Origin of the sequence: Streptomyces sp. NBC_01454 (genome assembly GCF_036227565.1) — a bacterium.
Taxonomy (GTDB): domain Bacteria; phylum Actinomycetota; class Actinomycetes; order Streptomycetales; family Streptomycetaceae; genus Streptomyces.
Window position 1 is genome coordinate 2,528,740 of record NZ_CP109460.1, and the last position, 24,291, is coordinate 2,553,030.

General features: G+C 71.4%; 19 protein-coding genes. 14 read left to right on the forward strand and 5 right to left on the reverse strand.

What is annotated here, in order from left to right:
• The first annotated feature begins 29 nt into the window (after positions 1-29).
• Positions 30-2,489 (forward strand): 1,4-alpha-glucan branching enzyme, encoded by a 2,460-nt coding sequence (glgB, locus tag OIU81_RS10875; protein ID WP_329146280.1) that lies wholly within the window; start codon positions 30-32, stop codon positions 2,487-2,489.
• A 412-nt stretch (positions 2,490-2,901) separates the two neighbouring features.
• Here glgB and OIU81_RS10880 read toward each other — a convergent pair whose 3' ends face one another.
• The 3 genes from OIU81_RS10880 to OIU81_RS10890 form a co-directional block, all read right to left on the reverse strand.
• On the reverse strand, positions 2,902-4,077 hold the full coding sequence (locus tag OIU81_RS10880; protein ID WP_329146281.1) for a protein-L-isoaspartate(D-aspartate) O-methyltransferase: 1,176 nt from the start codon (positions 4,075-4,077) through the stop codon (positions 2,902-2,904).
• A gap of 494 nt (positions 4,078-4,571) precedes the next feature.
• Complete coding sequence (locus OIU81_RS10885) at positions 4,572-4,805, reverse strand: hypothetical protein (protein WP_329146283.1); 234 nt, start codon at positions 4,803-4,805, stop codon at positions 4,572-4,574.
• A 20-nt stretch (positions 4,806-4,825) separates the two neighbouring features.
• Positions 4,826-5,026 (reverse strand): hypothetical protein, encoded by a 201-nt coding sequence (locus tag OIU81_RS10890; RefSeq protein ID WP_329146285.1) that lies wholly within the window; start codon positions 5,024-5,026, stop codon positions 4,826-4,828.
• Between the two features lie 176 nt (positions 5,027-5,202).
• On the opposite strand from OIU81_RS10890, the gene OIU81_RS10895 reads away from it, so the two are divergent.
• A complete protein-coding gene (locus tag OIU81_RS10895; RefSeq protein WP_329146288.1) occupies positions 5,203-6,045 on the forward strand; it encodes a DUF5753 domain-containing protein in 843 nt (280 codons plus the stop codon).
• The gene (locus OIU81_RS10900) at positions 6,042-6,251 is read left to right on the forward strand and encodes a DUF397 domain-containing protein (protein ID WP_329146290.1); all 210 of its coding nucleotides are present in this window, start codon (positions 6,042-6,044) and stop codon (positions 6,249-6,251) included. Before OIU81_RS10895 ends, OIU81_RS10900 begins: the two co-directional genes overlap by 4 nt.
• Before the next feature lie 127 nt (positions 6,252-6,378).
• On the opposite strand, the gene OIU81_RS10905 is transcribed toward OIU81_RS10900, so the two are convergent.
• Complete coding sequence (locus OIU81_RS10905) at positions 6,379-7,794, reverse strand: cation:dicarboxylate symporter family transporter (protein WP_329146292.1); 1,416 nt, start codon at positions 7,792-7,794, stop codon at positions 6,379-6,381.
• A gap of 166 nt (positions 7,795-7,960) precedes the next feature.
• Here OIU81_RS10905 and OIU81_RS10910 point away from each other — a divergent pair, with 166 nt between their 5' ends.
• From OIU81_RS10910 to OIU81_RS10945, 8 genes are all read left to right on the forward strand, one after another.
• Positions 7,961-9,622, forward strand: coding sequence for a sensor histidine kinase (locus tag OIU81_RS10910; protein WP_329146294.1), 1,662 nt, complete (start codon positions 7,961-7,963; stop codon positions 9,620-9,622).
• A 46-nt stretch (positions 9,623-9,668) separates the two neighbouring features.
• On the forward strand, positions 9,669-10,349 hold the full coding sequence (locus tag OIU81_RS10915; RefSeq protein WP_329146296.1) for a response regulator: 681 nt from the start codon (positions 9,669-9,671) through the stop codon (positions 10,347-10,349).
• A gap of 63 nt (positions 10,350-10,412) precedes the next feature.
• Positions 10,413-11,777, forward strand: a complete 1,365-nt coding sequence (locus OIU81_RS10920) for an extracellular solute-binding protein (RefSeq protein ID WP_329146298.1) — start codon at positions 10,413-10,415, stop codon at positions 11,775-11,777.
• Positions 11,774-12,691 carry a carbohydrate ABC transporter permease gene (locus tag OIU81_RS10925; RefSeq protein ID WP_443073967.1) on the forward strand — a complete coding sequence of 306 codons (918 nt, stop codon included), beginning with the start codon at positions 11,774-11,776 and terminating at the stop codon, positions 12,689-12,691. The genes OIU81_RS10920 and OIU81_RS10925 overlap by 4 nt, the downstream gene beginning before the upstream one ends.
• A gap of 3 nt (positions 12,692-12,694) precedes the next feature.
• Complete coding sequence (locus tag OIU81_RS10930; RefSeq protein WP_329146300.1) at positions 12,695-13,558, forward strand: carbohydrate ABC transporter permease; 864 nt, start codon at positions 12,695-12,697, stop codon at positions 13,556-13,558.
• Between the two features lie 119 nt (positions 13,559-13,677).
• Entirely contained in the window at positions 13,678-14,388 is a 711-nt protein-coding gene (locus OIU81_RS10935; protein WP_329146302.1) for a helix-turn-helix domain-containing protein, read from the forward strand.
• A gap of 192 nt (positions 14,389-14,580) precedes the next feature.
• Positions 14,581-15,378, forward strand: a complete 798-nt coding sequence (locus OIU81_RS10940) for an ABC transporter ATP-binding protein (protein ID WP_329146303.1) — start codon at positions 14,581-14,583, stop codon at positions 15,376-15,378.
• Positions 15,379-15,444: 66 nt separating this feature from the next.
• Positions 15,445-18,027: an ABC transporter permease gene (locus OIU81_RS10945; RefSeq protein WP_329146305.1), complete on the forward strand. Its 2,583-nt coding sequence runs from the start codon at positions 15,445-15,447 to the stop codon at positions 18,025-18,027.
• Positions 18,028-18,130: 103 nt separating this feature from the next.
• Here the strand turns inward: OIU81_RS10945 and OIU81_RS10950 are convergent, their stop codons facing one another.
• Positions 18,131-19,156, reverse strand: a complete 1,026-nt coding sequence (locus OIU81_RS10950; protein WP_329146307.1) for an ATP-dependent 6-phosphofructokinase — start codon at positions 19,154-19,156, stop codon at positions 18,131-18,133.
• 233 nt (positions 19,157-19,389) lie between these two features.
• Between OIU81_RS10950 and pta the strand changes: the two genes are divergently transcribed.
• The 3 genes from pta to pyk all read left to right on the forward strand — a co-directional run bounded on the left by pta (position 19,390) and on the right by pyk (position 24,243).
• Entirely contained in the window at positions 19,390-21,486 is a 2,097-nt protein-coding gene (gene pta / locus OIU81_RS10955) for a phosphate acetyltransferase (protein ID WP_329146309.1), read from the forward strand.
• A 47-nt stretch (positions 21,487-21,533) separates the two neighbouring features.
• On the forward strand, positions 21,534-22,754 hold the full coding sequence (locus tag OIU81_RS10960; protein ID WP_329146311.1) for an acetate kinase: 1,221 nt from the start codon (positions 21,534-21,536) through the stop codon (positions 22,752-22,754).
• A 61-nt stretch (positions 22,755-22,815) separates the two neighbouring features.
• Entirely contained in the window at positions 22,816-24,243 is a 1,428-nt protein-coding gene (gene pyk / locus OIU81_RS10965) for a pyruvate kinase (protein ID WP_329146313.1), read from the forward strand.
• The last annotated feature ends 48 nt before the right edge of the window (positions 24,244-24,291 follow it).

Below are 24,291 nucleotides of genomic sequence, written 5' to 3' on the forward strand. Positions count from 1 at the left end.
CCGCTGCCCCGCCCCGAGGAGGCCCTCCCGTGACCGCCCGCCCGCCGTCCCCCCCGCACTCCCCCGACCCCGCGCCCGACCGGGGCGCGACCGACGACCGTACGGCGGGGCTCTCCGGCCGCCCGGCGACGCCCCGCCCGCCGTCCGCCGAAGGTCTGACGACCACTCAGGAATCCACCGGCGGCACCCCCGCCGCCCGGCCGCCCCTGGCCCCCCGCACGGCCCCGGCGCCCGGACGGGCCGAGGGCCCCCCGGCCACCTTCCGCGCGGGGCGGCCGGCGGGCGGCGGGCACGGGGTCCGGGCCGCCGCCCCGCTGTCCGACGAGGACCGCGACCGGCTGCTGGGCGGCACCCATCACGACCCGCACGGGCTGCTGGGCGCCCACCCCGTACGCGGCGGACTGCTCATCCGGGTCCTGCGGCCGTGCGCGAAGAGCGTCACCGTTCTGGCCAAGGGCCTGCGCGCCGCTCTGCACACCGAGGGCGAGGGACTGTTCGCGGGGGTGCTGCCGCTGACCACCGTCCCGGACTACGAGCTGCTGGTCGACTACGGCGACCATGCCGCGACCGTGCACGACCCCTACCGCTTCCTGCCCGCGCTCGGCGAGCTGGATCTGCATCTGTTCGGCGAGGGGCGGCACGAGCAGCTGTGGCAGGCCCTCGGCGCGCGGATCATGGACCACCAGGGGGCGTTGGGCACCCGCTTCACCGTCTGGGCGCCCAATGCCCGGGGCGTCCGGGTCGTCGGCGACTTCAACTGCTGGGACGGCACCGGCCACCCGATGCGGTCGCTGGGCTCCTCGGGCGTCTGGGAGCTCTTCCTGCCGGGCGTCGGCGAGGGTGAGCTGTACAAATTCGAGATCACCCGGCCGGACGGCACCAGGACCGTCCGCGCCGACCCGATGGCCCGGCGGACCGAGTGCCCGCCCGCCACCGCCTCGGTCGTGGACGCCGCGCACCACCGCTGGACGGACGACGACTGGATGGCCCGGCGCGGCGAGCGGCCCGTGCACCAGGCGCCGTTCTCCGTCTACGAGGTGCATCTCCCCTCCTGGCGGCCCGGACTGACCTACCGTCAGCTGGCGTTGCAGCTCCCCGCCTACGTCAAGGACCTGGGCTTCACCCACGTCGAGCTCATGCCGGTGTGTGAGCACCCCTTCGGGGGCTCCTGGGGCTATCAGGTCACCGGGTTCTACGCGCCCACCGCCCGGATGGGCACCCCGGACGACTTCCGGCAGCTGGTCGACGCGCTGCACCGGGCCGGCATCGGCGTCCTGATGGACTGGGTGCCGGCGCACTTCCCCCGTGACGACTGGGCGCTGGCCGAGTTCGACGGCCGGCCGCTCTACGAGCACCAGGATCCGGCGCGGGCCGCGCACCCGGACTGGGGCACCCTGGAGTTCGACTACGGCCGCACCGAGGTCCGTAACTTCCTGGTCGCCAACGCCGTGTACTGGTGCGAGGAGTTCCACATCGACGGCCTGCGGGTCGACGCGGTCGCCTCGATGCTCTACCTCGACTACTCGCGCGAGGAGGGCGGCTGGACGCCGAACGTCCACGGCGGCCGGGAGGACCTCGACGCGGTCGCCTTCCTCCAGGAGATGAACGCGACGGTCTACCGCCGCTGCCCCGGTGTCGTCACCATCGCCGAGGAGTCCACGGCCTGGGACGGCGTCACCCGCGCCACGCATCATGCGGGGCCCGGCGGCTTCGGCGGTCTGGGCTTCGGCCTGAAGTGGAACATGGGCTGGATGCACGACTCCCTGGGCTATGTCGCCAAGGAGCCGGTGCACCGCAAGTACCACCACGGCGAGATGACCTTCTCCATGATCTACGCCTACTCCGAGAACTATGTGCTGCCGATCTCCCACGACGAGGTGGTGCACGGCAAGCGGGCGCTGGTGTCGAAGATGCCCGGTGACTGGTGGCAGCAGCGCGCCAATCACCGCGCCTACCTCGGCTTCATGTGGGCCCACCCCGGCAAGCAACTCCTCTTCATGGGGCAGGAGTTCGCCCAGGGTGCGGAGTGGGCCGAGAGCCACGGACCGGACTGGTGGCTGCTCGACCCCTCCTACGAGGCGGAGGCGGACCACCGGGGTGTGCGCGATCTGGTCCGCGCGCTGAACCGCCATTACGCCGCCGCGCCCGCGCTGTGGGAACGCGACACGGACCCGGCCGGCTTCTCCTGGATCGACGGCGACGCGCGCGAGGACAACGTCTTCTCCTTCCTGCGCTTCGCCGCCGACGGCTCCCCCCTGGTCTCGGTCACCAACTTCTCCCCCGTCGTCCGCCACACCTACCGGCTCGGCGTCCCCGACCACGTCCCCGCCTGGCGCGAGGTCCTCAACACCGACGACCCGCGCTACGGCGGCAGCGGCGTCACCAACCCCGATCCCCTGACGGCGGAACCGGTCCCCTGGAACGGCCGCGCCGCCTCCGTCACACCGGTGCTGCCCCCCTTGGCCACCGTCTGGCTACGCCCCCTCTGAGCACTCATGGGCGGTGCTTGTCCGATCCTTCTCCCGCTGCCGCGGCGCCCCCGCCGATCAGATCCGTCACCCAAAGCGTTATGTCTCATTCCTCCTTGTGCGCGCCCCCACGCCACCGGTCTTCGCCGGCCGCGTTTTCTCTGTCCTCCGTATGGTGACAGGGGGCACTGACAATCGACCCGGACCGATAAAACCGCAGGTCAAAGCGGTGTGGGTGGGGGTTTGGCGGGGGGGGCGCGGCGGTGGGACGGCTGCCGCGAAGAAGGGGCGGATGCCGCAGCTTGTGGAGGGTGGGCCCTTCGTCGTATCCGCGTCCGTCCGCCGGCTGCCCCGCCAGGTCAAGGGGAACACCGCGGACATGACGAAGGCCCCGCCCATGCGCCACGGGGGCAGCACACGGACGGGGCAGGCCTCAAAGAACCCAGGAGTTGGCCGGGTCGTCCAGCCACACCCTTTCGCCGTCGGCGGTCACGGTCAGACCGAACCGCGATGGGTCCGGCCGGCCATGGCCGTCCCACCATCGGAACGCGGCCTCCACGTCGTCCCACAGCCGGCGGGGGCCGAACTGCCAGACGCGCGCCGTGTCCCCGTCGCGGAACATGCAGCACGCCCAGGACCGGTCACTCAGGCTGTAGAACCAGACCGGCCGGGCGCCGTCGCTCTTCTCCGCTGCGAAGTGCCAGCACTGCGACACGCGGAGCCCCAGGGCGAACCGCTCGGGGCCGAATTGCTCCCCGACGAACTCCCTTTCCGTGACGGTCGTGGACGACTCGTCGCCGTCGGCCACACTGCCCGTGACGTACTCCTTGTGGACCACGGGCGAAATCCGCTGGGACCGGAGCTTCATGAACTCCACGGGCCCGGTGAACTTCCCGGAGGCGCTCTCTCCGTCCGGCGCTACGACCAGGCGGGCCACCGCGTCACCGTGGCTGTAGTTCGTCCCCCACGGGGCCACGATGACCCCGCCGGGCCGGCACTGCTCCACCCACGCGAACGGGATGGAGCGGAGGCCGCACGTAGCAATGACCCGGTCATACGGCGCTCCCTCCGGGTAACCCTGGAACCCGTCGCCGTGGACGACGTGGAGGGGGATTCCCAGCCGCTCCACCGTCGCCATGGCGGTCGTGGCCACCGCCCGGTCCACCTCCACCGTGGTCACGCTCCCTGGCCCCGCACGGTGGGCCATGAGCAACGCATTCCAGGTAGTGGCCGTGCCGATTTCCAGGGCGTTGTGGCCCGGCTGAAGGTCCAGGTCCTGGAGCATCCGGAACACCACGGAGGGCATGGACACGGAGCTGGTGGGAACGTGGCCGGGTTCAGCGCCAGCGTGCTTCCCGTCGTCCCACTGGGTCACGATCGGTACGTCGGAATCCGCGCACTCCTGCCACTTGGCAGGGTCGTCCGCTTTGGACACGGCCACGCTCCGGCCGGCCGCCATGTCGAATGGCCACATGAGGTCCGGCAACACGGCGGAACGGGGAACGGCCTCGTACGTGGGGACCCAGTCGGAAGAGAGGGCCCCTGAAGACATGAGGACGCGCCCCAGCCCGTCAAGGCTGGGACGCTCCTTGTGCGCGTCGGCGGTCACTGCTCAGGCAACCTTGGGCGGGTTCGGCTGCCCCGGGCCGCCATCAGGGGACGGAGGCTGATGCGGGCCGGGGTACGGCTCCCCCGGGAGCTTGTCGCCACCGTCGTTCGCAAAGATCGTGATCACGTTTCCTCCAGGGTGCTCTCACCGATGGTTGACCCGGCCGGCTGCCGTAGTCCAGGGACAGGCGGCCGGGGCCTTACCCGCCCCTGTTCCGGGGGCGGAGTCTGTGTCAGTCCGCGGGCGGGCCGTCAAGCTCGCCAGGCTGAGGGTGGGGCAAGCCTGCCCCCTCGTCGTCATCCGCCGTGGGACCTTCTCCGCTGTTCCCACCGCCCATGCGTCTTTCCCTTTCGCGTCGTTCTGACTTGCTGCCCGCCGGCTTGCCGTGGATGCGGTCCCGCAGCCGGGCCAACAGGTCGGTCTTTTCGGCTCGTTGCCTGCCCTGGTTTCGGTCGTCCTCGGCCACGGCACCGGTCTGTTTCACTTGGTCCAGCTCACGGCATGCCCCGCTTGCGGGCCCGCCGGAGCTTCGCCAGGGCCTGGAGTTGTCGCCCTTCGCGCTCCGTTCCGGGTCGCAGACGGCCGTACGCCACGTACCAAGTAAGGCCCGTGGGCCGTTCCAGGCCGACCATCAGGCCCTTCACGTCTCGCACCACGGCCACCATGTCGACGTCCCGGTCAAAGACGACGCTCCCCGTCGTGATCTGTTCGGGCAACGTGTAGAACATGAGTGGTGCCTCCGTCCTGATCACGCCCGTACCTCCCTTCCGTGCGGGTGGCCCGCGATCACCCCGTTGAGGCTCCGGACCTCCAGCGAACGGCCCGCCTGCCGGGCCACCTCCCGCTCCTGGCCGCAGGGTTCGCACACGTCGCACCCCGGAACCGGGACGGGCTCCCCCTTCGGGTCCGCCAGGTCACCGGTGGACGCTGAAGCTGTTCGCTCAGTCATCCGAACCCCTCACTCTGTGCGGCTGGTTGGTGACAAGAGTGGGGGAGACATCGGTACCGTGGGGAGAGATTCAGCGCCCAACCTGGGCGTTGGTCAGGCTGGCATGTGCGCATGCCGTTGACCGGCTTCCACGTCGCCGCCACCGGGAGTGACCAGGTCAATGGTCAGGGGGAGTTATGGACTCCAACGGAGTCGAAACAGGGGGCGCAGAGGGCGCATACGACCCGCGCCGGCAGTTCGCCGAGGAGTGCCGGAGCGCTCGGGAGCTGCACCCACAAGGGCCCCTGAACCAGACGCAACTGGCGAAGATGGTCCGCACGTCGAAGAGCACCATCAGCCGTGTGGAGACATGCGTGGGGCCTATCCCCGCGGACCTCCCGGCCCGGCTGGACCAGGTCTTTTCGACAGACGGACTGTTCAAGCGGCTGTACGAGGAGATCACCGCCCAATCGTTCCCAGTGCACTCCCGCCGACGGATCGAACTGGAGCCACGCGCGGTCAGCATCTCCGCGTGGTCGCCCACGGTGGTACCCGGCCTCCTTCAGACGGCGCCTTACGCGCGGGCCCTTCTCCGCGAGGGCGACCCCAGGGCGAGTGATGAAGAAGTGGCCACACTGGTCCGGGCGCGAATGGCGCGACAGGAAGTGCTGAAGGGCACTTCTCCGCCGGACTTCTCCGTGGTCATCTGTGAGTCAGTGCTCCGGCGGAACGTCGGGGGCCAAGACGTGATGCGGGAACAGCTCTCCGCGTTGCTCGCCCACGGCTCCCAGCGAACCACCGTGCTACAGGTGATGCCGCTATCTGCGGAGACTCACGGGCTCATGGACGGTTCCATGTCCATTCTCACCACCGTGGACGGGCCGCCCGTGATCTACACGGAGGGCATCAGGTCAGGGACGATCATCGATGATCCTTCCACGGTGCGGCTCCTCTCGCGGTCCTACGATGTACTCACCGCTTCAGCCCTCTCTCGTGACGCGTCCGCCCACCTGATCCGCAAGCTAATGGAGGCATCGTGACCCCCCTGATTCACCCCTGGGTCAAGTCCAGCTACAGCAGCCAAGACGGTGGCGACTGCCTGGAGTGGTCCCCGGCGCACATATGCGCCCACGGCACCGTTCCCGTCCGAGACAGCAAGGACCCGGAAGGGCCGGCCCTGATGTTCGAGCCGGCCGCGTGGTCCTCGTTCGTCGCCGGCGTGCGGGCGGGGGACTTCCCCGCGTAAGCACGTACTCCGGCGGACCGGCCAGAAGTGGCGGAACGGACGCCACGCGTACGGAAACCGGAAGGCGCTGCCACCGATCGACACGGTGGCAGCGCCTTCCGGGCCGTCCCGGTACTGGCACCCGGAATCAGACCGTGGCGGGCGCCTTTTCCGCCCCGCCGTCGCGCGGTCCGACGACGTCGGCTCCGGCGGCGGACCCCGGCCCGGCGGGGGCCTCGTCGGCCAGCGACTTCTCGTCGAACGGCAGCCTTCCGGCCAGCACCTCCGCCGCCCGGGCGCGGTCGATCTCCTTGGTCCAGGTGCCGATCAGCACGGTGGCCACCGCGTTGCCCGCGAAGTTGGTCAGGGCGCGCGCCTCGCTCATGAAGCGGTCGATGCCGACGATCAGGCCGACGCCGTCGACCAACTCGGGGCGGTGCGACTGCAGACCGCCGGCGAGCGTCGCCAGGCCCGCGCCGGTGACGCCCGCCGCCCCCTTCGAGGCGATGACCATGAACACCAGCAGCGAGATCTGCTGGCCGAGCGGCAGCGGCTTGCCCATCGCCTCGGCCACGAACAGCGAGGACATCGTCAGGTAGATGGCGGTGCCGTCGAGGTTGAAGCTGTAGCCGGTGGGGACGGTGATGCCGACCACCGGCTTGCTGATGCCCAGGTGCTCCATCTTCGCGATCAGCCGCGGCAGCGCCGACTCCGAGGAGGAGGTGGACAGGATCAGCAGGAACTCCCGGGCGAGGTACTTCAGCAGCAGGAAGATGTTGACGCCGGCGAAGAGCCGGAGCAGCGCGCCGAGCACCACGATCACGAACAGCAGACAGGTCGTGTAGAAGCCGACCATGATGACCGCCAGCGACTTCAGCGCGTCCAGGCCGGTCTCGCCGACCACCGCGGCGATGGCGCCGAAGGCACCCACCGGCGCCACCCACATGATCATGGCCAGCACCCGGAAGACCAGCTTCTGCAGGTGCCCGACCCCGCGCAGCACCGGCTCGCCCGCCGTGCCCAGCGCCTGCAGCCCGAAGCCCACCAGCAGCGCCACCAGCAGCGTCTGCAGCACCTCACCCTGGGTGAAGGCGGAGACCAGCGTGGTGGGAATCATGCCGAGCAGGAACTCCGGCAGCGACTCGCCGCCGCCCGAGGTCTGGGCCTGGCCGGCGTGCCGGACGGTCTCGGTCAGATGCAGCCCGGAGCCGGGCTCCAGGATGTTGCCGACGACCAGGCCGATGGCCAGCGCGACGGTCGACATCACCATGAAGTAGCCGAGCGCCAGCCCGCCGACCGCGCCGACCTTGGCGGCCTTACGGACCGAGCCGACGCCCAGCACGATGGTGCAGAAGATGACCGGCGAGATCATCATCTTGATCAGGTTCACGAACCCCGTGCCCAGCGGCTTGAGCTGGACGGCGACGCCGGGGGCGGCGAAACCCACGATGATGCCGAGCAGCACCGCCCCGATCACGGCGAGGTAGAGGAAGTGGGTCCGGTCCCGCTTCGCCGGCGCGGTCTCCTCGGTGGTGCCCCCACGCGGCGGGGTCTGTGCAGCCACGGCTGCCTCCTCTGGTCTTCGGCTGTGCGCTGATCTGCGGCTCTGTCACACAACAAAGTCCCGGCGACTATGCACGCCGTTGTGGCGCCCGTCACCCTTACGTACATTTCGTTCACGCGAAAGTGACCGTGCAGACGGTTTCGCGGTCTCCGTGCACACTGTTCGCATGCGACTCCCCCGACCCCGGCCGCCCCGACGACTGCGGGGTCCCCGCAGCCTCGCCGGGCAGCTCTTCGCGATGCAGGTCGTGCTGGTGGCGGTGGCCGTCATGGGCTGCGCCGTCTTCGCGTACCTCAGCGCCGGCCGGCAGGCGGAGGAGACCGCGCGGCGGCAGGCGACCGCGGCGGCCACCGCCGTCGCCGACTCCCCGGCGGTCGTCGCGGCGGCCCGGAGCAAGGACCCGACGGCCGCGCTCCAGCCGTACAGCGAGCGGCTGCGGCACGATGCGGGCGTCGACTTCGTGGTGGTGATGGGCACGGACGGCATCCGCTGGACGCACCCGGAGCCCTCCGCGATCGGCCACACGTACCTGGGACACATCGGCCCGGCGCTGCGCGGCAAGACCTTCGCCGAGACGCACATGGGCGTGCTCGGCCCGTCGGTGCGGGTCGTCGCCCCGGTCCGTGATCCGCGGCGCGGCGGCCGGATCACCGCGCTGGTCAGCTCCGGGATCACCATCAAGACCATCAGCGAGCAGCTGCGGGACCAGGTCCTGGCCCTGGTCGGGGTGGCGGCCGCGGCGCTGGCACTCGGCGGCCTGGGGACGTATGTGATCAATGCCCGGCTGCGGCGGCACACCCACGGGATGAACGCCGGCGAGCTCAGCCGGATGCACGACTACCACCAGGCCGCGCTGCACGCCGTCCGCGAGGGGCTCCTGATGCTCGACGGGCAGCGCAGGGTCGCCCTGATCAACGACGGCGGGCGGGAGCTGCTGGGGCTGTCCGGCGACGCGGTGGGCCGCCCGGTCACGGAGCTGGGGCTGCCCCCGGCACTGACCGAGGCGCTACTGGCGCCCGGCCCGCGGGTCGACGAACTCCAGCTGACCGGCGAGCGGGTGCTGGTCATCAACTCCGCGCCGGTCTCCGGCGGTGAGCGCCGCGGCAGCGTGGTCACCCTCCGCGACCACACCGAACTCCAGGCGCTGTCCGGCGAGTTGGACTCGGTGCGCGGTTTCACCGAGGCGCTGCGCTCGCAGGCCCACGAGGCCGCCAACCGGCTGCACACCGTGGTGTCGCTGATCGAACTGGGACGCTCCGAGGAGGCCGTGGAGTTCGCGACCGCGGAGCTGGAGCTGGCGCAGGTGCTGACCGATCAGGTGGTCGGGGCGGTCGCCGAGCCGGTGCTCGCCGCGCTGCTGCTCGGCAAGGCGGCGCAGGCCAATGAGCGCGGCGTCGAGCTGACGCTGACGCCCGACAGCCGGATCGACGACGGGCTCCTGCCGCCCGGGCTGCCGGCCCGTGACCTGGTCACGGTGCTGGGCAACCTCCTGGACAACGCCATCGACGCCGCGGCCCCGCCCCGGGAGCCCGGCGCCGCCTCCCCGCCGCGGGTGGCGGTCACCGCGCGGGCGGCCGACGGCGAACTGCTGCTGCGGGTGGCGGACAACGGGCCGGGGGTGGCCGCGGACGCCGCGGACGAGATCTTCCAGCGGGGCTGGAGCACCAAGCAGGGCGCGGCGGCGCCCGCCCGGGGCCGCGGCCTGGGCCTGGCCCTGGTGCAGCAGGCGGTACGCCGCCACGGCGGTACGGTGACGCTGGACCGGGCCCCGTCAGGCGGTGCGCGATTCACCGTACGGCTGCCACTGCGGGCGGGGGCGACGGCATGAGCGGGGCGTCCGCCCCGGCCGGCCCGGTCACGAGAGGAGGCCCGCGGTGAGCGCCGCCGACATCCGGGTCCTCGTCATCGAGGACGATCCGGTCGCCGCCGACGCGCACGCCCTGTACGTCGGGCGGGTGCCCGGCTTCACCGTCTCCGGCACCGTGCACTCCGGCGCCGGCGCCCGCCGCCATCTGGAGGCGCACGGCGTCGATCTGCTGCTGCTCGACCTCTATCTGCCCGACGGCCACGGGCTGGCGCTGGTGCGCACGCTGCGCGCGGCCGGGCACACCGCCGACATCATCGCGGTCACCTCCGCCCGCGACCTGACGATGGTGCGCGAGGGCGTCTCGCTCGGCGTGGTGCAGTACGTCCTCAAGCCGTTCACCTTCGCCACCCTGCGCGACCGGCTCACCCGCTACGCCCGGTTCCGCGCCACCACCGGCGAGGCCAGCGGGCAGGACGAGGTGGACCGGGCGCTCGCGGCGCTGCGCTCGCCCCAGCCGGCCGCGCTACCCAAGGGGCTGACGGCGGCCACCCTGCGGGCGGTGACCGATGTGCTGCGAGCCGCCGGCGGCGGGCTGACGGCCACCGAGGCCGCCGCCGACGTGGGAATCTCCCGGATCACCGCGCGCCGCTATCTGGAACATCTCGTGGTCGGCGGCCGGGCCGCCCGCGCACCCCAGTACGGCCAGGTCGGCCGGCCCGAATTGCGCTATCGCTGGTCGGGCCATTGACCGGCTGTGACCGGTGACTTACTTTCAGCTGGCAGCCCCTCGTGGCCAGTTGGAGGTCGTGCCGTGCGCCCCACCGCCCCGCTGATTCTTCTCGCCGCCGCCGTCGTGGCCGCCGGCACGCTCACCGCCTGCGGCGGCGGGCCGGACGGCGACCGCAACACCGTCAAGGTCGCCTTCATCAAGGACACCAACAGCAAGGTCACCGTCCGGGACGACTATGTCCGCCTGGTGGCACGGCAGTTCGAGAAGCAGCACCCCGGGAAGACGGTCCGGCTGATCCCGATCCAGGCCTCGGAGAACGACTACTACACCAAGATCCAGCAGATGATGCGCTCCCCGCGGACCACACCGGACCTGGTCTACGAGGACACCTTCCTGGTCAACTCCGACATCAAGGCCGGGCTGTTGCGCCCGCTGGACGCGCAGCTGCGCGGCTGGAAACAGTGGCGGCAGTTCGAGCCGGCCGCGAAGGCCGCGGCCCGGGGGCAGGACGGCAGGACGTACGGCGTCCCGGACGGCACGGACACCCGCGGGCTGTGGTTCAACAAGAAGATCTTCAAGAAGGCCGGACTGCCCGCGAACTGGCGGCCCCGGACCTGGGACGAGGTGCTGGACGCGGCCCGGACGGTCCGGCGCAAAGTCCCCGGCGTCATCCCGCTGAACGTCTTCACCGGCAAGGGCGCGGGCGAGGCCGCCGTGATGCAGGGCTTCGAGATGCTGCTGTACGGCACCGGCGAGAACCAGCTCTACGACCCGGGCAGCGGGAAGTGGGTCACCGGCACCCGGGGCTTCCGCGACAGCCTGGCCTTCCTCGACACCGTCTACAAGGAGAAGCTCGGGCCCGAGGTGTCCGATGCGCTGAGCCCCAACATCCAGACCAATGTGGCCGCCGAGCTGCTGCCCGAGGAGAAGCTCGCGATCGACCTCGACGGCTCGTGGCTGGGCCAGCAGTGGCAGCCGACCGGCGGCGGCAACCCCTGGCCCGCCTGGTCGACGACGCTGGGCCAGGCACCGTTCCCCACCCAGCACGGCGCCCCGCCCGGCCGGGTCAGCCTGGCCGGCGGCTGGACCTGGTCGGTGCCGCGGCAGGCCCGGCAGCCGGCGGCGGCCTGGCAGCTGATCAAGACCTTCCAGTCCCGGCAGAACGCCCTCGAATGGTGCGTACGGGGCGCGCAGATCGCGGTGCGCAAGGACGTCGCGGCCGACCCGCGCTACCTGAAGTCCGTGCCCGGCATCGGCTTCTTCACCGGTCTGGTCCCGATCAGCCGGTACCGGCCCGCGCTGCCCGACTACCCCAAGGTCGCCGCGGCGATCGGCGAGGCGATGGAGGCGGTCACCGCCGGTGACTCCTCGCCGGACCGGGCGGCCGGGGACTATGACGCGTCGCTGCCCTCGCTCGTCGGCGGCCGGACCGTCGCCAAGCCGTGAGCGCCCGCGCCGCCGGGGCCGCCCCGCCCGCACCACCGACACCGCGCCGCACCGCGCGGGCCGCCCCTCCGCTGCGCTGGGTCCCGCTGGTCCCGGCCACCCTCCTGCTGCTGCTCTTCCTCGCCGGGCCGATCGGCTACTGCGTCTGGCTCGCCTTCACCGACACCCAGCTGAGCGGCCAGGAGTCCGCGTCCTTCGTCGGCCTGGCCAACTTCCGCCATGCGTTCGGAGACCCGGCGTTCCGCAACGCGGTGGCCTTGACGCTGGTGTTCACCGTGGTCTCCGCGGTCCTCGGGCAGAACACCCTGGGCCTGGCGCTGGCCGGTCTGATGCGCCGCGCCTCACGGCCCGTACGGACCCTGACCGGGGCGCTGGTGATCACCGCCTGGGTGCTCCCGGAGATCGTCGCGGGCTTTTTGCTCTACACCTTCTTCGCGCGGCGCGGCACCCTCAACGCCCTGCTGGCCTGGCTCCATCTGCCCGCCCAGAACTGGCTGTTCACCCTGCCGGTCCTCGCGGTGTCGTGCGCCAACGTCTGGCGCGGTACGGCCTTCTCGATGCTGATGTACTCCGCGGCGCTGGCCCAGATCCCCGAGGAGATCAGCGAGTCCGCCGCGGTCGACGGGGCGGGCGGGCTGCGCCGGCTGTGGCACCTCACACTGCCGATGATCCGCCGCTCGGTCGGCACCACTCTGATGCTCAACACCCTGCAGACGCTCTCCGTCTTCGGGCTGATCTGGGTGATGACGCGGGGCGGTCCCGGGGGCCGCAGCCAGACCCTGCCGGTGTTCATGTACGACCAGGCGTTCACGAAGTCCCTGATCGGCTACGGCACGGCGGTGGCGCTGCTGTTGCTGGTGGTGGGCGCGCTGTTCGCGGCCGGCTATCTGCGCCTGCTGCGCGAGGAGGTGTGAGCCGTGCCGCTCCCCCGCCGTCCCCCCGCCCGCCGGTGGACTTCGAGCCGGCGGACGCGCCACCGGCTGGCCGCCGATGCCGGACTGCTGGCCGTCGCGGTGGCGTTCGCGACTCCGCTGGTCTGGCTGGTGCTCGCCTCGCTGGACGCGCGGGCGACGCTGCGGGTGCGGCTGCCCGCCTCCCCGACGCTGGACAACTTCTCGGCGGTCTGGAACGCCGAGATCACCTTCCTCCCGATGCTCAACAGCCTGCTGATCTGCGGTGGGGCCACGCTGCTCACGGTGGTCTGTGCGGCGCTCGCCGCCTATCCGCTCTCCCGCTTCCGCGCGCGGCTGGCCCGCCCGTACCTGCTGACGATCCTGTTCTCGACCTGCCTGCCGATCACCGCGGTCATGGTCCCGGTCTACGGGCTGTTCGTCCGGGTCGATCTGATCGACACCCGGTACGGCACCGCGCTGTTCCTGGCCGCCGCCCAACTGCCGTTCGCCATCTGGCTGATGAAGAACTTCATGGACGGGGTGCCCCGGGTGCTGGAGGAGGCGGCGTGGACGGACGGCGCCTCCTGGCCGCAGACCCTGCTGCGGGTGATCCTGCCGCTGATGGGCCCCGGGGCCGGTGTCGTGGCGATCTACACCTTCCTCATGATGTGGGGCAATTTCTTCGTCCCCTTCATGCTGCTGCTCTCCCCGGAGAAACTCCCGGCCTCGGTCAGCATCTTCACCTTCTTCGGCAATTACGGCGCCGTCGCCTTCGGTGAACTCGCGGCCTTCTCCGTCCTGTACTCCACGCCGGTCCTCGCGCTCTACCTGCTGATTTCCCGGCGGCTCGGCGGCGGCTTCGCGCTCGGCGGCGCCGTGAAGGGCTGAGGACCGCACGGCCGGCCGGCTCCGCACCGGACCGGGAAACCCGCCGACTGGTAGCTTCCTACGACTTCCCGCCTTGGTCCTCCGCACCATAGGTGCCCCGGCGCCCCGCCACTTACCGTGTGCCGGTGCAGACGCCCGCCGGGGAGCCCCGCCGGCCCCCTTTCGACGCCGCGGCCGCCCGACGGCTCCGCGAGGCCCTCGGCCTGACCCCCGCCCATGTCGCGTACGGGATCGCCGCCGCCTACGGGATCCGGCTGCCGCCCGCGACGGTGTCGGCCTGGGAAGCGGGCGAACGCACCCCCTCGGAGGCCGAACTGACCGCGCTGGCCGGTGCCCTGTGGTGCGCGCCCGCCGAACTGCTCGGCACACCGGACACCCTGCGCGCCCACCGGCTGGCGCGCGGCCTCGCCGCCTCGGACCTCGCGCGCCACCTCGGCATGGACCCGGCCGTCTACGGGCGTCTGGAGGACGGCGGCCGGTGGCGCGGCACCGAGCGGCAGGCCGCGGCGCTCGCCGCGGCGCTGGCGCTGCCGCTGCCCGCGCTGATCCGCTTCACCGGCCGGGACGCGCGGCTGACCGAGCTGCTGACCGGCGCCGTCACCACCCGCTGGCAGGCCGGTGTCCGGCCGGTCGGCACGGTCGTACCGCTGCCCGGGCGGCTGCTGCGCGAGGTGCTGCGGGAGCTGCACGCCGACTACCAGGCAACGATGGCCGCTACGCTGCACTGGGGCGGCGGGGAGCGTGCCGAGGAGTCCGGCCGGGCGGGGCGCGCCTTTCTCGACGGCATCCTGGCGGAGTTCTGGGCGCGGGTGGACGCGGCGCACCCGTGAACCGCGGCCCGGCGCCTCGGGGTTCTCCCGTCGGCCAGAGGTCGGAGGGTTGTCCGTCCAGAGGATGACGCCGGGGGCAGTGGTGGCACTTCCGGCCGGTCGGGCTTTCGGTCCCTGCGGGTGAAGACCGGGATGATCTGCGCATTCGAAAATAAGGACGTCGAAACATCCGTCCTTTTTCCAGGAGTTCCCGTGTCCCACGCGGCTGCCTCGCCGGGCTTCCCCGGTTCCCCCGCCTCCCTCCGCACCGCTGCCGTCGCCGCCCGTGCCACGGACCTGAGCAAGGTCTACGGCCAGGGGGACACCCGGGTGGTCGCGCTGGACTCCGTCTCGGTCGACTTCGGCAAGGCCCAGTTCACGGCGATCATGGGCCCGTCCGGCTCCGGCAAGTCGACGCTGATGCACTGCATGGCCGGGCTGGACTCGATCTCCGGCGGTTCGGCCCGGATCGGCGAGACCGAACTGTCCTCGCTCAACGACCGGCAGCTGACGCGGCTGCGCCGGGACAAGATCGGCTTCATCTTCCAGGCGTTCAACCTGCTGCCGACGCTGACCGCGCTGGAGAACATCACGCTGCCGATGGACATCGCGGCCCGTAAGCCCGACCGGGCCTGGCTGGACGCCGTCATCGACACCGTCGGCCTCTCGGGACGGCTCTCCCACCGGCCCTCCCAGCTCTCCGGCGGCCAGCAGCAGCGCGTCGCGGTCGCCCGGGCGCTGGCCGCCCAGCCGGAGATCATCTTCGCGGACGAGCCGACCGGCAACCTCGACTCCCGCTCCGGCGCCGAAGTACTGGGCTTCCTGCGGGAGTCGGTGCGCGCGATGAACCAGACGGTGGTGATGGTCACCCACGACCCGGTCGCCGCCGGCTACGCGGACCGGGCGGTCTTCCTCGCCGACGGCCGGATCGTCGAGGAGCTCCACGAGCCGACCGCGGACACCGTCCTGGACCGGATGCGGCTGTTCGACTCCAAGGGCCGTACGAGCTGACACCGGCGCCCCTTCCGCGCCCCCGGGCGCCGCCCTTCACACCGAGCAACCGGACCAGGACCCACCATGCTGCGTACAGCCCTGCGCAATGTCCTTGCGCACAAAGCCCGATTGATGATGACCGCGCTCGCGGTACTGCTCGGCGTCGCCTTCGTCGCCGGCACCCTCATCTTCAGCGACACCGTCGGCGAAGCCGTCAAGAACGCCTCCGCCAAGAACCTCAAGGACGTGGCCGTCTCCGTCCAGGCCGCCGAGGAGGACCCCGAGGTCTCCGCCGGCCCGGGGAAGGACGGCAAGCGCGCCACCGCACTCGACGACAAGCTCGCCGACCGGATCCGCGCGCTGCCCGGCGTACGGTCCGTGCGGGCGAACGTCACCGGCCAGGCGACCCTCGCCGGGCGCGACGACCAGCCGATCGGCAACGGCTGGCAGAACCTCGCCGGCAACTACCAGCCGGGCAAGGACGGCAAGGACAGCCGCTACCCGCTGGTGCGGGGCCGCGGCCCGGCCGCCGGCGACGAGATCGCGCTGGCCGAGTCGACCGCGAAGGCGGCCGGCTATGCGCTCGGCGACACCGTGCGGTTCGCCACCGACGGGCCGGTGGTGAAGAAGAAGCTGGTCGGCATCGTGGCGAGCGACGATCCGCAGGTGACCGCGGGCGGCAGCCTGGCGCTGTTCGACACCGCCACCGCGCAGAAACTGTTCCTGCACGCCGGACAGTTCGACGAGCTGGTCGTGACGGCCGCGCCCGGCACCGACCAGCGGGCGCTGACCGCGAAGGTGCGCGAGGTGCTGCCGGCGAAGCGGGCCAAGGCGACCAGCGGGAGCGACCTCGCCGCCGAACAGTCCCGGATGATCGCCCAGTCGAACAGCGCCCTGAGCAAGACCCTGCTGACCTTTGCCGGCATCGCCCTGTTCGTCGGCATCTTCATCATCGCCAACACCTTCACCATGCTGATCTCCCAGCGCAGCCGCGAGATCGCGCTGCTGCGCGCGGTCGGTGCCTCGCGCCGGCAGGTGGTCCGCTCGGTGCTCGCCGAGGCGGCGCTGCTGGGGCTGATCTCCTCGGGCGTCGGCTTCGCGATGGGCACCGGGATCGCGGTGGGGCTGCGGGCGGTGCTGGACGCCAACGGCGCGGGTTTCCCGGACGGGCCGCTCGTCATCAGCCCGGCCGCGGTGCTCTCCGCGCTCGGGGTGGGCGTCGTGGTGACCGTACTGGCCGCCTGGCTGCCGTCCCGCAAGGCGGCGAAGATCGCGCCGGTCGAGGCGCTCAGCAGCGTCGAGGCGCCGCCGCAGCTGCGCAGCCTGGTCGTCCGCAACGTCATCGGCTCGGTGATCACCGCACTCGGTGTCGCGGTGATGCTCTACGTCTCCACGCTCAACTCCAGTGACGATCTGTCGCTCGCGATGCTCGGCTCGGCGGTGACCCTGATCGGCGTGATCATTCTGGCGCCGCTGCTGTCCCGTCCGCTGGTGTCGCTGGCCGGTCTGGTCACCACCCGGCTGTTCGGCATCGGCGGCAAGCTGGCCAAGGAGAACGCGCTGCGCAATCCGCGCCGTACGGCGGCGACCGCGTCGGCGCTGATGATCGGCCTGACCCTGATCACCGGGATGACGGTCGTCGGGTACTCGGCACAGATCGGCATGGACAAGATGGCGGCCACCGAGATGACGGCCGACTACCGGGTCGAGACCTCGACCTATGTCGGCCTGGATCCCGTGCTGTCGAAGAAGGTCGCCGACGTCCCGGGCGTCGAGGCGGCCGCCGGGCTGCGCAGCACCGGTTACAGCGTCGGGGACGGCTTCGGCTCGCTGACCGGCACCGACCTCACGCAGATCGGCAAGCTCACCCGCATCACCTTCACCCAGGGCTCGCTGGACGCCGTACGGGCCGGCGGGATCGCCGTCTCGAAGGAGGAGGCCGCCCGCCGCGGCTGGAAGGCCGGGGACACCGCGACTCTGGGGTTCGACGACAACAAGGGCGACAAGAAGGGCGGCAAGAAGCAGACCAGGGTGAAGGTCGCCGCCGTCTTCGCGGAGAACGACACCCTCGGCGACGCCTTCGCCGATGTGTCCCTGGTCGACCCGCACATGACCCAGGTCAAGAACGAGAAGCTGCTGGTGAAGGCGGCCGGCGGCGGCTCCCCGGCGCTCGCCAAGGAGATCCGGCGGACGCTCGGCGACAGCCCGCTGCTGAAGATCCAGAACCATGAGGATCTGCGCAAGGAGAACGCCGGGCAGATCGACACCATCGTGAACATGGTCTACGGGCTGCTGGGCATGGCCGTGATCATCGCGGTGGTCGGCGTGGTCAACACCCTGGCGATGTCGGTGTTCGAGCGGACCCGGGAGATCGGGATGCTGCGGGCGATCGGCCTGGCGCGCACCGGCATCAAGCAGATGGTGCGGCTGGAGTCGGTGGTCATCTCGCTGTTCGGCGCGGTGCTCGGCATCGGGCTGGGGATCTTCCTGGCCTGGGCCGGCGGCAGCCTGGTCGGCTCGTCCTTCCCGACGTACGAGATGGTGCTGCCCTGGGGCCGGCTCGGGCTGTTCCTGCTGATCGCGCTGGTCGTGGGGGTGCTGGCGGCGCTGTGGCCGGCCCGCCGGGCGGCCCGGCTGAACATGCTGGAGGCCATCGGCGCGGAGTGAGCAGGCATACCGAGAACGGCGGCGCGCCCGCCCCCGACCGGGGGCGGGCGCGCCGCCGTTGACGTACGCGCCGTGGAGCGCCGGATGCGGCGGGCCGGGCGACTCAGAAGACCGACTCGGCCTCGTCCATCCGCCACTCGGGCACCCTCTTGAGCTCGGTGACCGCCTCGGCCAGCGGCACCATCGTGATGTCGGTGCCGCGCAGCGCGGTCATCCGGCCGAAGTCGCCGCGGTGCGCCGCCTCGACGGCGTGCCAGCCGAAGCGGGTGGCGAGCACCCGGTCGTAGGCGGTGGGGGTGCCGCCGCGCTGGACGTGACCGAGGATGACCGGCCGGGCCTCCTTGCCGAGGCGCTCCTCCAGCTCGTGGGCGAGCGCGTTGCCGATGCCCAAGAACCGCTCGTGGCCGTACTGGTCGATGGCGCCCTTCTTGTACTCCATGCTGCCGGGGGCCGGGTGCGCCCCCTCGGCGACACAGATCACGGCGAACTTCTTGCCCCGGGCGAAGCGCTCCTCGACCATCGTGACCAGGTCGCTGACCTCGAAGCCGCGCTCGGGAAGGCAGATGCCGTGGGCGCCGCCGGCCATGCCGGACTCCAGCGCGATCCAGCCCGCGTGCCGGCCCATCACCTCGACGACCATGACCCGCTGGTGCGACTCCGCGGTGGTCTTGAGGCGGTCGATGGCCTCGGTCGCGACGCCGACGGCGGTGTCGAAGCCGAAGGTACGGTCGGTGGCGGAGATGTCGTTGTCGATGGTCTTGGGCACGCCCACGACCGGCAGTCCGGCGTCCGACAGCATTCGGGCGGCGGTCAGGGTGCCCTCGCCACCGATCGGGATGAGGACGTCGATGCCGTAGTCCGCGGAGTGGTCCTTGGCGTCCTCACAGGCCTGCTGGAGCCGGGCGCGCTCCAGCCGGGAGGAGCCGAGGATGGTGCCGCCGCGGGCGAGGATGCCGCTGACCCCTTCGAGGTCGAGCTTGCGGAAACGGCCGTCGAGCAGGCCCGAGAAGCCGTCCTCGAAGCCGATGACCTCGTCGCCGTGGCCGGTGAGGGCGCGATGGACCACCGACCGGATCACAGCGTTCAGGCCGGGGCAGTCGCCGCCTGCGGTGAGGACTCCGATACGCATCGTGCTGTGTCTCCTGTGCTCGCTGTCGGTTCGTGTGAGCCGGTCCGATTGTTTCACGGGCCGCCCGGCCCTCCCCGACCGGCGGACCTCCCCCTACTGTTCCCCGCAGGGACCGCACCAGGGAAACTGGGAGAGCGACCTAGCCACACGCGCAGGTATTGTCAAGAGGGGCAAGCCCACCATAACGGCTAATTTTGACCTTGCGACCAACGGAAATGGATCGGAGAGCACGCGTGACGCGCAGCGTGTACGTGACCGGGACCGACCGCGGCGACGGACGCCAGGTCATCGAGCTGGGAGTCATGGAGCTCCTGACCCGCCATGTCGACCGGGTGGGCGTCTTCCGTCCGCTGATCCACGACGACGGACCCGACCGGCTCTTCGACCTGCTGCGGGCACGCTACCGGCTCACCCAGCCCGCCGACACCGTCCACGGCATCGGTTACGAGGAGGCGGCCGCCCTCCAGGCCGAGCGCGGCACCGACGAGCTGGTCTCCCGGCTCGTCGACCGTTTCCACGCCGTCGCCAGGGAGTACGAGTACGTCCTGGTCCTCGGCTCGGACTACGCGGCCACCAGCCTCCCCGACGAGCTGAACCTCAATGCGCGGCTGGCCAACGAATTCGGTGCCGCCGTGCTGCCCGTCGTCGGCGGGCAGGGCCAGGAGCCCGAGTCGGTGCGCGCCGAGGCCCGCAACGCCTACCGCGCCTACCAGTCGCTGGGCTGCGATGTCGTGGCCGTGATCGTCAACCGGGTGGCGCCCGGGCAGCGCGAGGCCGTCGTCGGGCGGCTCGCCGCCCACCTGCCGGTGCCCTGCTACGCGCTCCCCGAGGACGGCTCGCTCTCCGCGCCGACCGTCAGCCAGATCGTGCACACCCTCGGCGCCGAGGTCCTGCTCGGCGACGACTCGGGCCTGGCCAGGGACGCCCGGGACTTCGTCTTCGGCGGCGCCATGCTGCCGACCTTCCTCAAGGCGCTCACCCCCGGCTGCCTGGTGGTCACCCCCGGGGACCGGGCGGACCTGGTGATCGGCTCGCTCGCCGCGCACAGCGCCGGTGCCCCGCCGATCGCCGGCGTGCTGCTCACCCTCGACGAGCGGCCCGGGCCGGACATCATGGCGCTGGCGGGCCGGCTCGCCCCCGGCACCCCGGTCGTCTCGGTACCCGGCGGATCCTTCCCCACGGCCGGCGAGCTGTTCGCGATCGAGGGCAAGCTGAACGCCGCCTCGCCGCGCAAGGCGGAGACCGCGCTCGGCCTGTTCGAGCGGCATGTGGACACCGTGGAGCTGACGAACCGTATCTCCGTCGCCCGCTCCGTCCGGGTGACGCCGATGATGTTCGAGCACGAGCTGATCGAGCGCTCCCGCTCCGGCCGCCGCCGGGTCGTCCTCCCCGAGGGGAGCGAGGAGCGGGTACTGCGGGCCGCCGATGTGCTGCTGCGCCGCGACGTCTGCGCGCTGACGCTGCTGGGCGACGAGGAGGCGATCCGCAAGCGCGCCGCCGACCTGGCCATCGACCTGGCCGACGCCCAGATCATCGATCCGCAGACCTCCCCGCTGCGCGAACGGTTCGCCGAGCGCTACGCGGCGCTGCGCGCCCACAAGGGCGTCAGCGTCGAGCTGGCCTTCGACGTGGTCGCGGACGTCTCCTACTTCGGCACGCTGATGGTCCAGGAGGGCCTGGCCGACGGCATGGTCTCCGGCGCGGTGCACTCCACCGCCGCCACCATCCGCCCGGCCTTCGAGATCATCAAGACCCGGCCGGGCGCCCAGATCGTGTCCTCGGTGTTCTTCATGTGCCTGGCCGACCGGGTGCTGGTCTACGGCGACTGCGCGGTCAACCCGGACCCGGACGCCGAGCAACTGGCGGACATCGCCATCCAGTCGGCCACCACCGCCGCGCAGTTCGGCGTCGAGCCGCGGATCGCGATGCTCTCGTACTCCACCGGCACCTCCGGCTCCGGCGCCGACGTCGACAAGGTCCGCAAGGCCACCGAGATCGTCCGCGCGCTGCGCCCCGATCTGCTGGTCGAGGGCCCGATCCAGTACGACGCGGCGGTGGACGCGGCGGTCGCGCAGACCAAGCTGCCCGAGTCCGATGTGGCCGGCAAGGCCACCGTGCTGATCTTCCCGGACCTCAACACCGGCAACAACACCTACAAGGCCGTGCAGCGCTCGGCCGGTGCGGTCGCCGTCGGCCCGGTCCTGCAGGGTCTGCGCAAGCCGGTCAACGACCTCTCGCGCGGCGCCCTGGTGCAGGACATCGTCAACACCGTGGCCATCACCGCCATCCAGGCGCAGGGCGAGCGGCCCGGCGCCGGCCCCGCCGCCTGACCGCGCTCCCCTCGCCCGACCTGTCCCTCCCCACCGGAAAGCGCTCCATGACTGCCACCGCCACCCGCGTCCTCGTCCTCAACTCCGGCTCCTCCTCGGTGAAGTACCAGCTGCTCGACATGCGCGACGGCGCCCGGCTCGCCGTCGGCCTGGTCGAGCGGATCGGTGAGGGGACCTCGCGCCTGGCGCACACCCCGCTGGCCACCGGCGGCGAAAAGCGTGAGACCGAGGGCGCCATGGCCGACCACGAGGCCGCGCTGAAGACCATCGCCGCGGAGCTGGCCGCCGACGGGCTCGGGCTCGACTCCCCCCAGCTGGCCGCGATCGGGCACCGGGTGGTGCACGGCGGGCTGAAGTTCACCGAGCCGACCGTGATCGACGACGCCGTGGTCGAGGAGATCGAGCGGCTGGTGCCGGTCGCGCCGCTGCACAACCCGGCCAACCTCACCGGCATCCGGACCGCCCGGGCGCTGCGCCCCGATCTGCCGCAGGTCGCGGTCTTCGACACCGCCTTCCACACCACGATGCCGGAGTACGCGGCCCGTTACGCCATCGACGTGGAGACGGCCGACGCGCACCGCATCCGCCGCTACGGCTTCCACGGCACCTCGCACGCCTATGTCTCCCGCAAGACCGCGGCGCTGCTGTGCAAGGACCCCTCCGAGGTCAATGTCATCGTGCTGCACCTGGGCAACGGCGCTTCCGCCTCGGCGGTGGCCGGCGGCCGCTGCGTGGACACCTCGATGGGCCTGACCCCGCTGGAGGGCCTGGTCATGGGCACCCGCTCCGGTGACATCGACCCGGCGGTGACCTTCCACCTCAAGCGGGTGGCCGGGATGTCGGAGGACGAGGTCGACGAGCTGCTCAACAAGAAGAGCGGACTGATCGGGCTCTGCGGTGACAACGACATGCGGGAGATCCGGCGCCGGATCGACGCCGGCGGCGAGGACGGGGCGCGCGCCCGGCTCGCCTTCGACATCTACATCCACCGGCTGAAGAAGTACCTCGGCGCCTACAGTGCGGTCCTCGGCCGGGTCGACGCGGTGGCCTTCACCGCGGGCGTCGGCGAGAACGCCGCCCCGGTGCGCGAGGCCGCGATCGCCGGTCTGGAGGAGATGGGGATGGCGGTGGACGCGGACCTCAACGCCCAGCGGTCCGACGAGCCCCGGCTGATCTCGCCCGAGTACGCCCGGGTCGCGGTCGCCGTGGTGCCCACCGATGAGGAACTGGAGATCGCCCAGCAGACATACGCCCTGGTCAGCGCCTAGGAGTCGGTGTTTCCGCCGACCTATATATTCCGCTCCTAAACAAACCGATAGGATTCCGCCCATGCGCCGTTCCAAAATCGTTTGCACCCTGGGCCCCGCCGTCGACTCCTACGAGAAGCTGAAGACGCTGATCGAGGCCGGTATGAACGTGGCCCGTTTCAATATGAGCCACGGGACCCAGCCGGAGCACGAGGAGCGGTATCACCGCCTCCGCAAGGCCTGCGAGGAGACCGGCCGCGCCGTCGGCGTGCTGGCCGACCTCCAGGGCCCCAAGATCCGCCTGGAGACCTTCGCCGACGGCCCCGTGGAGCTGGTGCGCGGGGACGAGTTCGTCGTCACCACCGAGGACGTGCCCGGCGACAAGCACATCTGCGGCACCACCTACAAGGGCCTGCCCGGCGACGTGTCCAAGGGCGACCCGATCCTGATCAACGACGGCAATGTCGCCCTCCAGGTCGTCGAGGTCGACGGCCCGCGGGTGCGCACCATCGTCATCGAGGGCGGGGTCATCTCCGACCACAAGGGCATCAACCTCCCCGGTGCCGCGGTGAACGTCCCCGCGCTGTCCCAGAAGGACATCGAGGACCTCAAGTTCGCCCTGGCGATGGGCTGCGACATGGTCGCGCTGTCCTTCGTCCGGGACGCCAAGGACGTCCAGGACGTGCACCGCGTCATGGACGAGGTGGGCCGCCGGGTCCCGGTCATCGCCAAGGTCGAGAAGCCGCAGGCGGTGGCCAACATGGAGGACGTCGTGATGGCCTTCGACGCCGTCATGGTCGCCCGCGGTGACCTGGCGGTGGAGTACCCGCTGGAGAAGGTCCCGATGGTGCAGAAGCGGCTCATCGAGCTGTGCCGCCGCAACGCCAAGCCGGTGATCGTGGCGACCCAGATGATGGAGTCGATGATCACCAACTCCCGGCCCACCCGCGCCGAGGCCTCCGACGTCGCCAACGCCATCCTCGACGGCGCCGACGCGGTGATGCTCTCCGCGGAGTCCTCGGTCGGCCAGTACCCCATCGAGACCGTCAAGACGATGTCGAAGATCGTCGAGGCGGCCGAGGAGGAGCTGCTCTCCAAGGGCCTGCAGCCCCTGGTGCCCGGCAAGAAGCCGCGCACCCAGGGCGGTGCGGTGGCCCGCGCGGCCTGCGAGATGGCCGACTTCCTGGACGGCAAGGCGCTGGTGGCCTTCACCAAGTCCGGCGACACCGCCCGCCGGCTCTCCCGCTACCGCGCCGCCCAGCCGATCCTGGCCTTCACCACCGAGGCCGCCACCCGCAACCAGCTCACGCTGAGCTGGGGCGTGGACAGCTTCGTCGTGGAGCACGTCGACAACACCGACGCGATGGTCGACCTGGTGGACGCCGAGCTGCTCAAGCTCCAGCGCTACAGCAACGGCGACACCATGCTGATCACCGCCGGTTCGCCCCCCGGCGTCCCCGGCACCACCAACATGGTCCGGGTGCACCACCTCGGCGGCCAGCAGGGCTGACCGGACACACGGAAACGGCGGTGGGCCGCCCCCTGGGAAGGGGGCGGC

Bases quoted from the DNA above. Each gene is read 5' to 3' on its own strand.
- OIU81_RS10950 (WP_329146307.1), bottom strand. From the start codon at position 19,156: ATGCGTATCGGAGTCCTCACCGCAGGCGGCGACTGCCCCGGCCTGAAC.
- OIU81_RS10895 (WP_329146288.1), top strand. From the start codon at position 5,203: ATGGACTCCAACGGAGTCGAAACAGGGGGCGCAGAGGGCGCATACGAC.
- pyk (WP_329146313.1), top strand. From the start codon at position 22,816: ATGCGCCGTTCCAAAATCGTTTGCACCCTGGGCCCCGCCGTCGACTCC.
- OIU81_RS10945 (WP_329146305.1), top strand. From the start codon at position 15,445: ATGCTGCGTACAGCCCTGCGCAATGTCCTTGCGCACAAAGCCCGATTG.
- OIU81_RS10890 (WP_329146285.1), bottom strand. From the start codon at position 5,026: ATGACTGAGCGAACAGCTTCAGCGTCCACCGGTGACCTGGCGGACCCG.
- OIU81_RS10885 (WP_329146283.1), bottom strand. From the start codon at position 4,805: ATGTTCTACACGTTGCCCGAACAGATCACGACGGGGAGCGTCGTCTTT.
- OIU81_RS10910 (WP_329146294.1), top strand. From the start codon at position 7,961: ATGCGACTCCCCCGACCCCGGCCGCCCCGACGACTGCGGGGTCCCCGC.
- OIU81_RS10960 (WP_329146311.1), top strand. From the start codon at position 21,534: ATGACTGCCACCGCCACCCGCGTCCTCGTCCTCAACTCCGGCTCCTCC.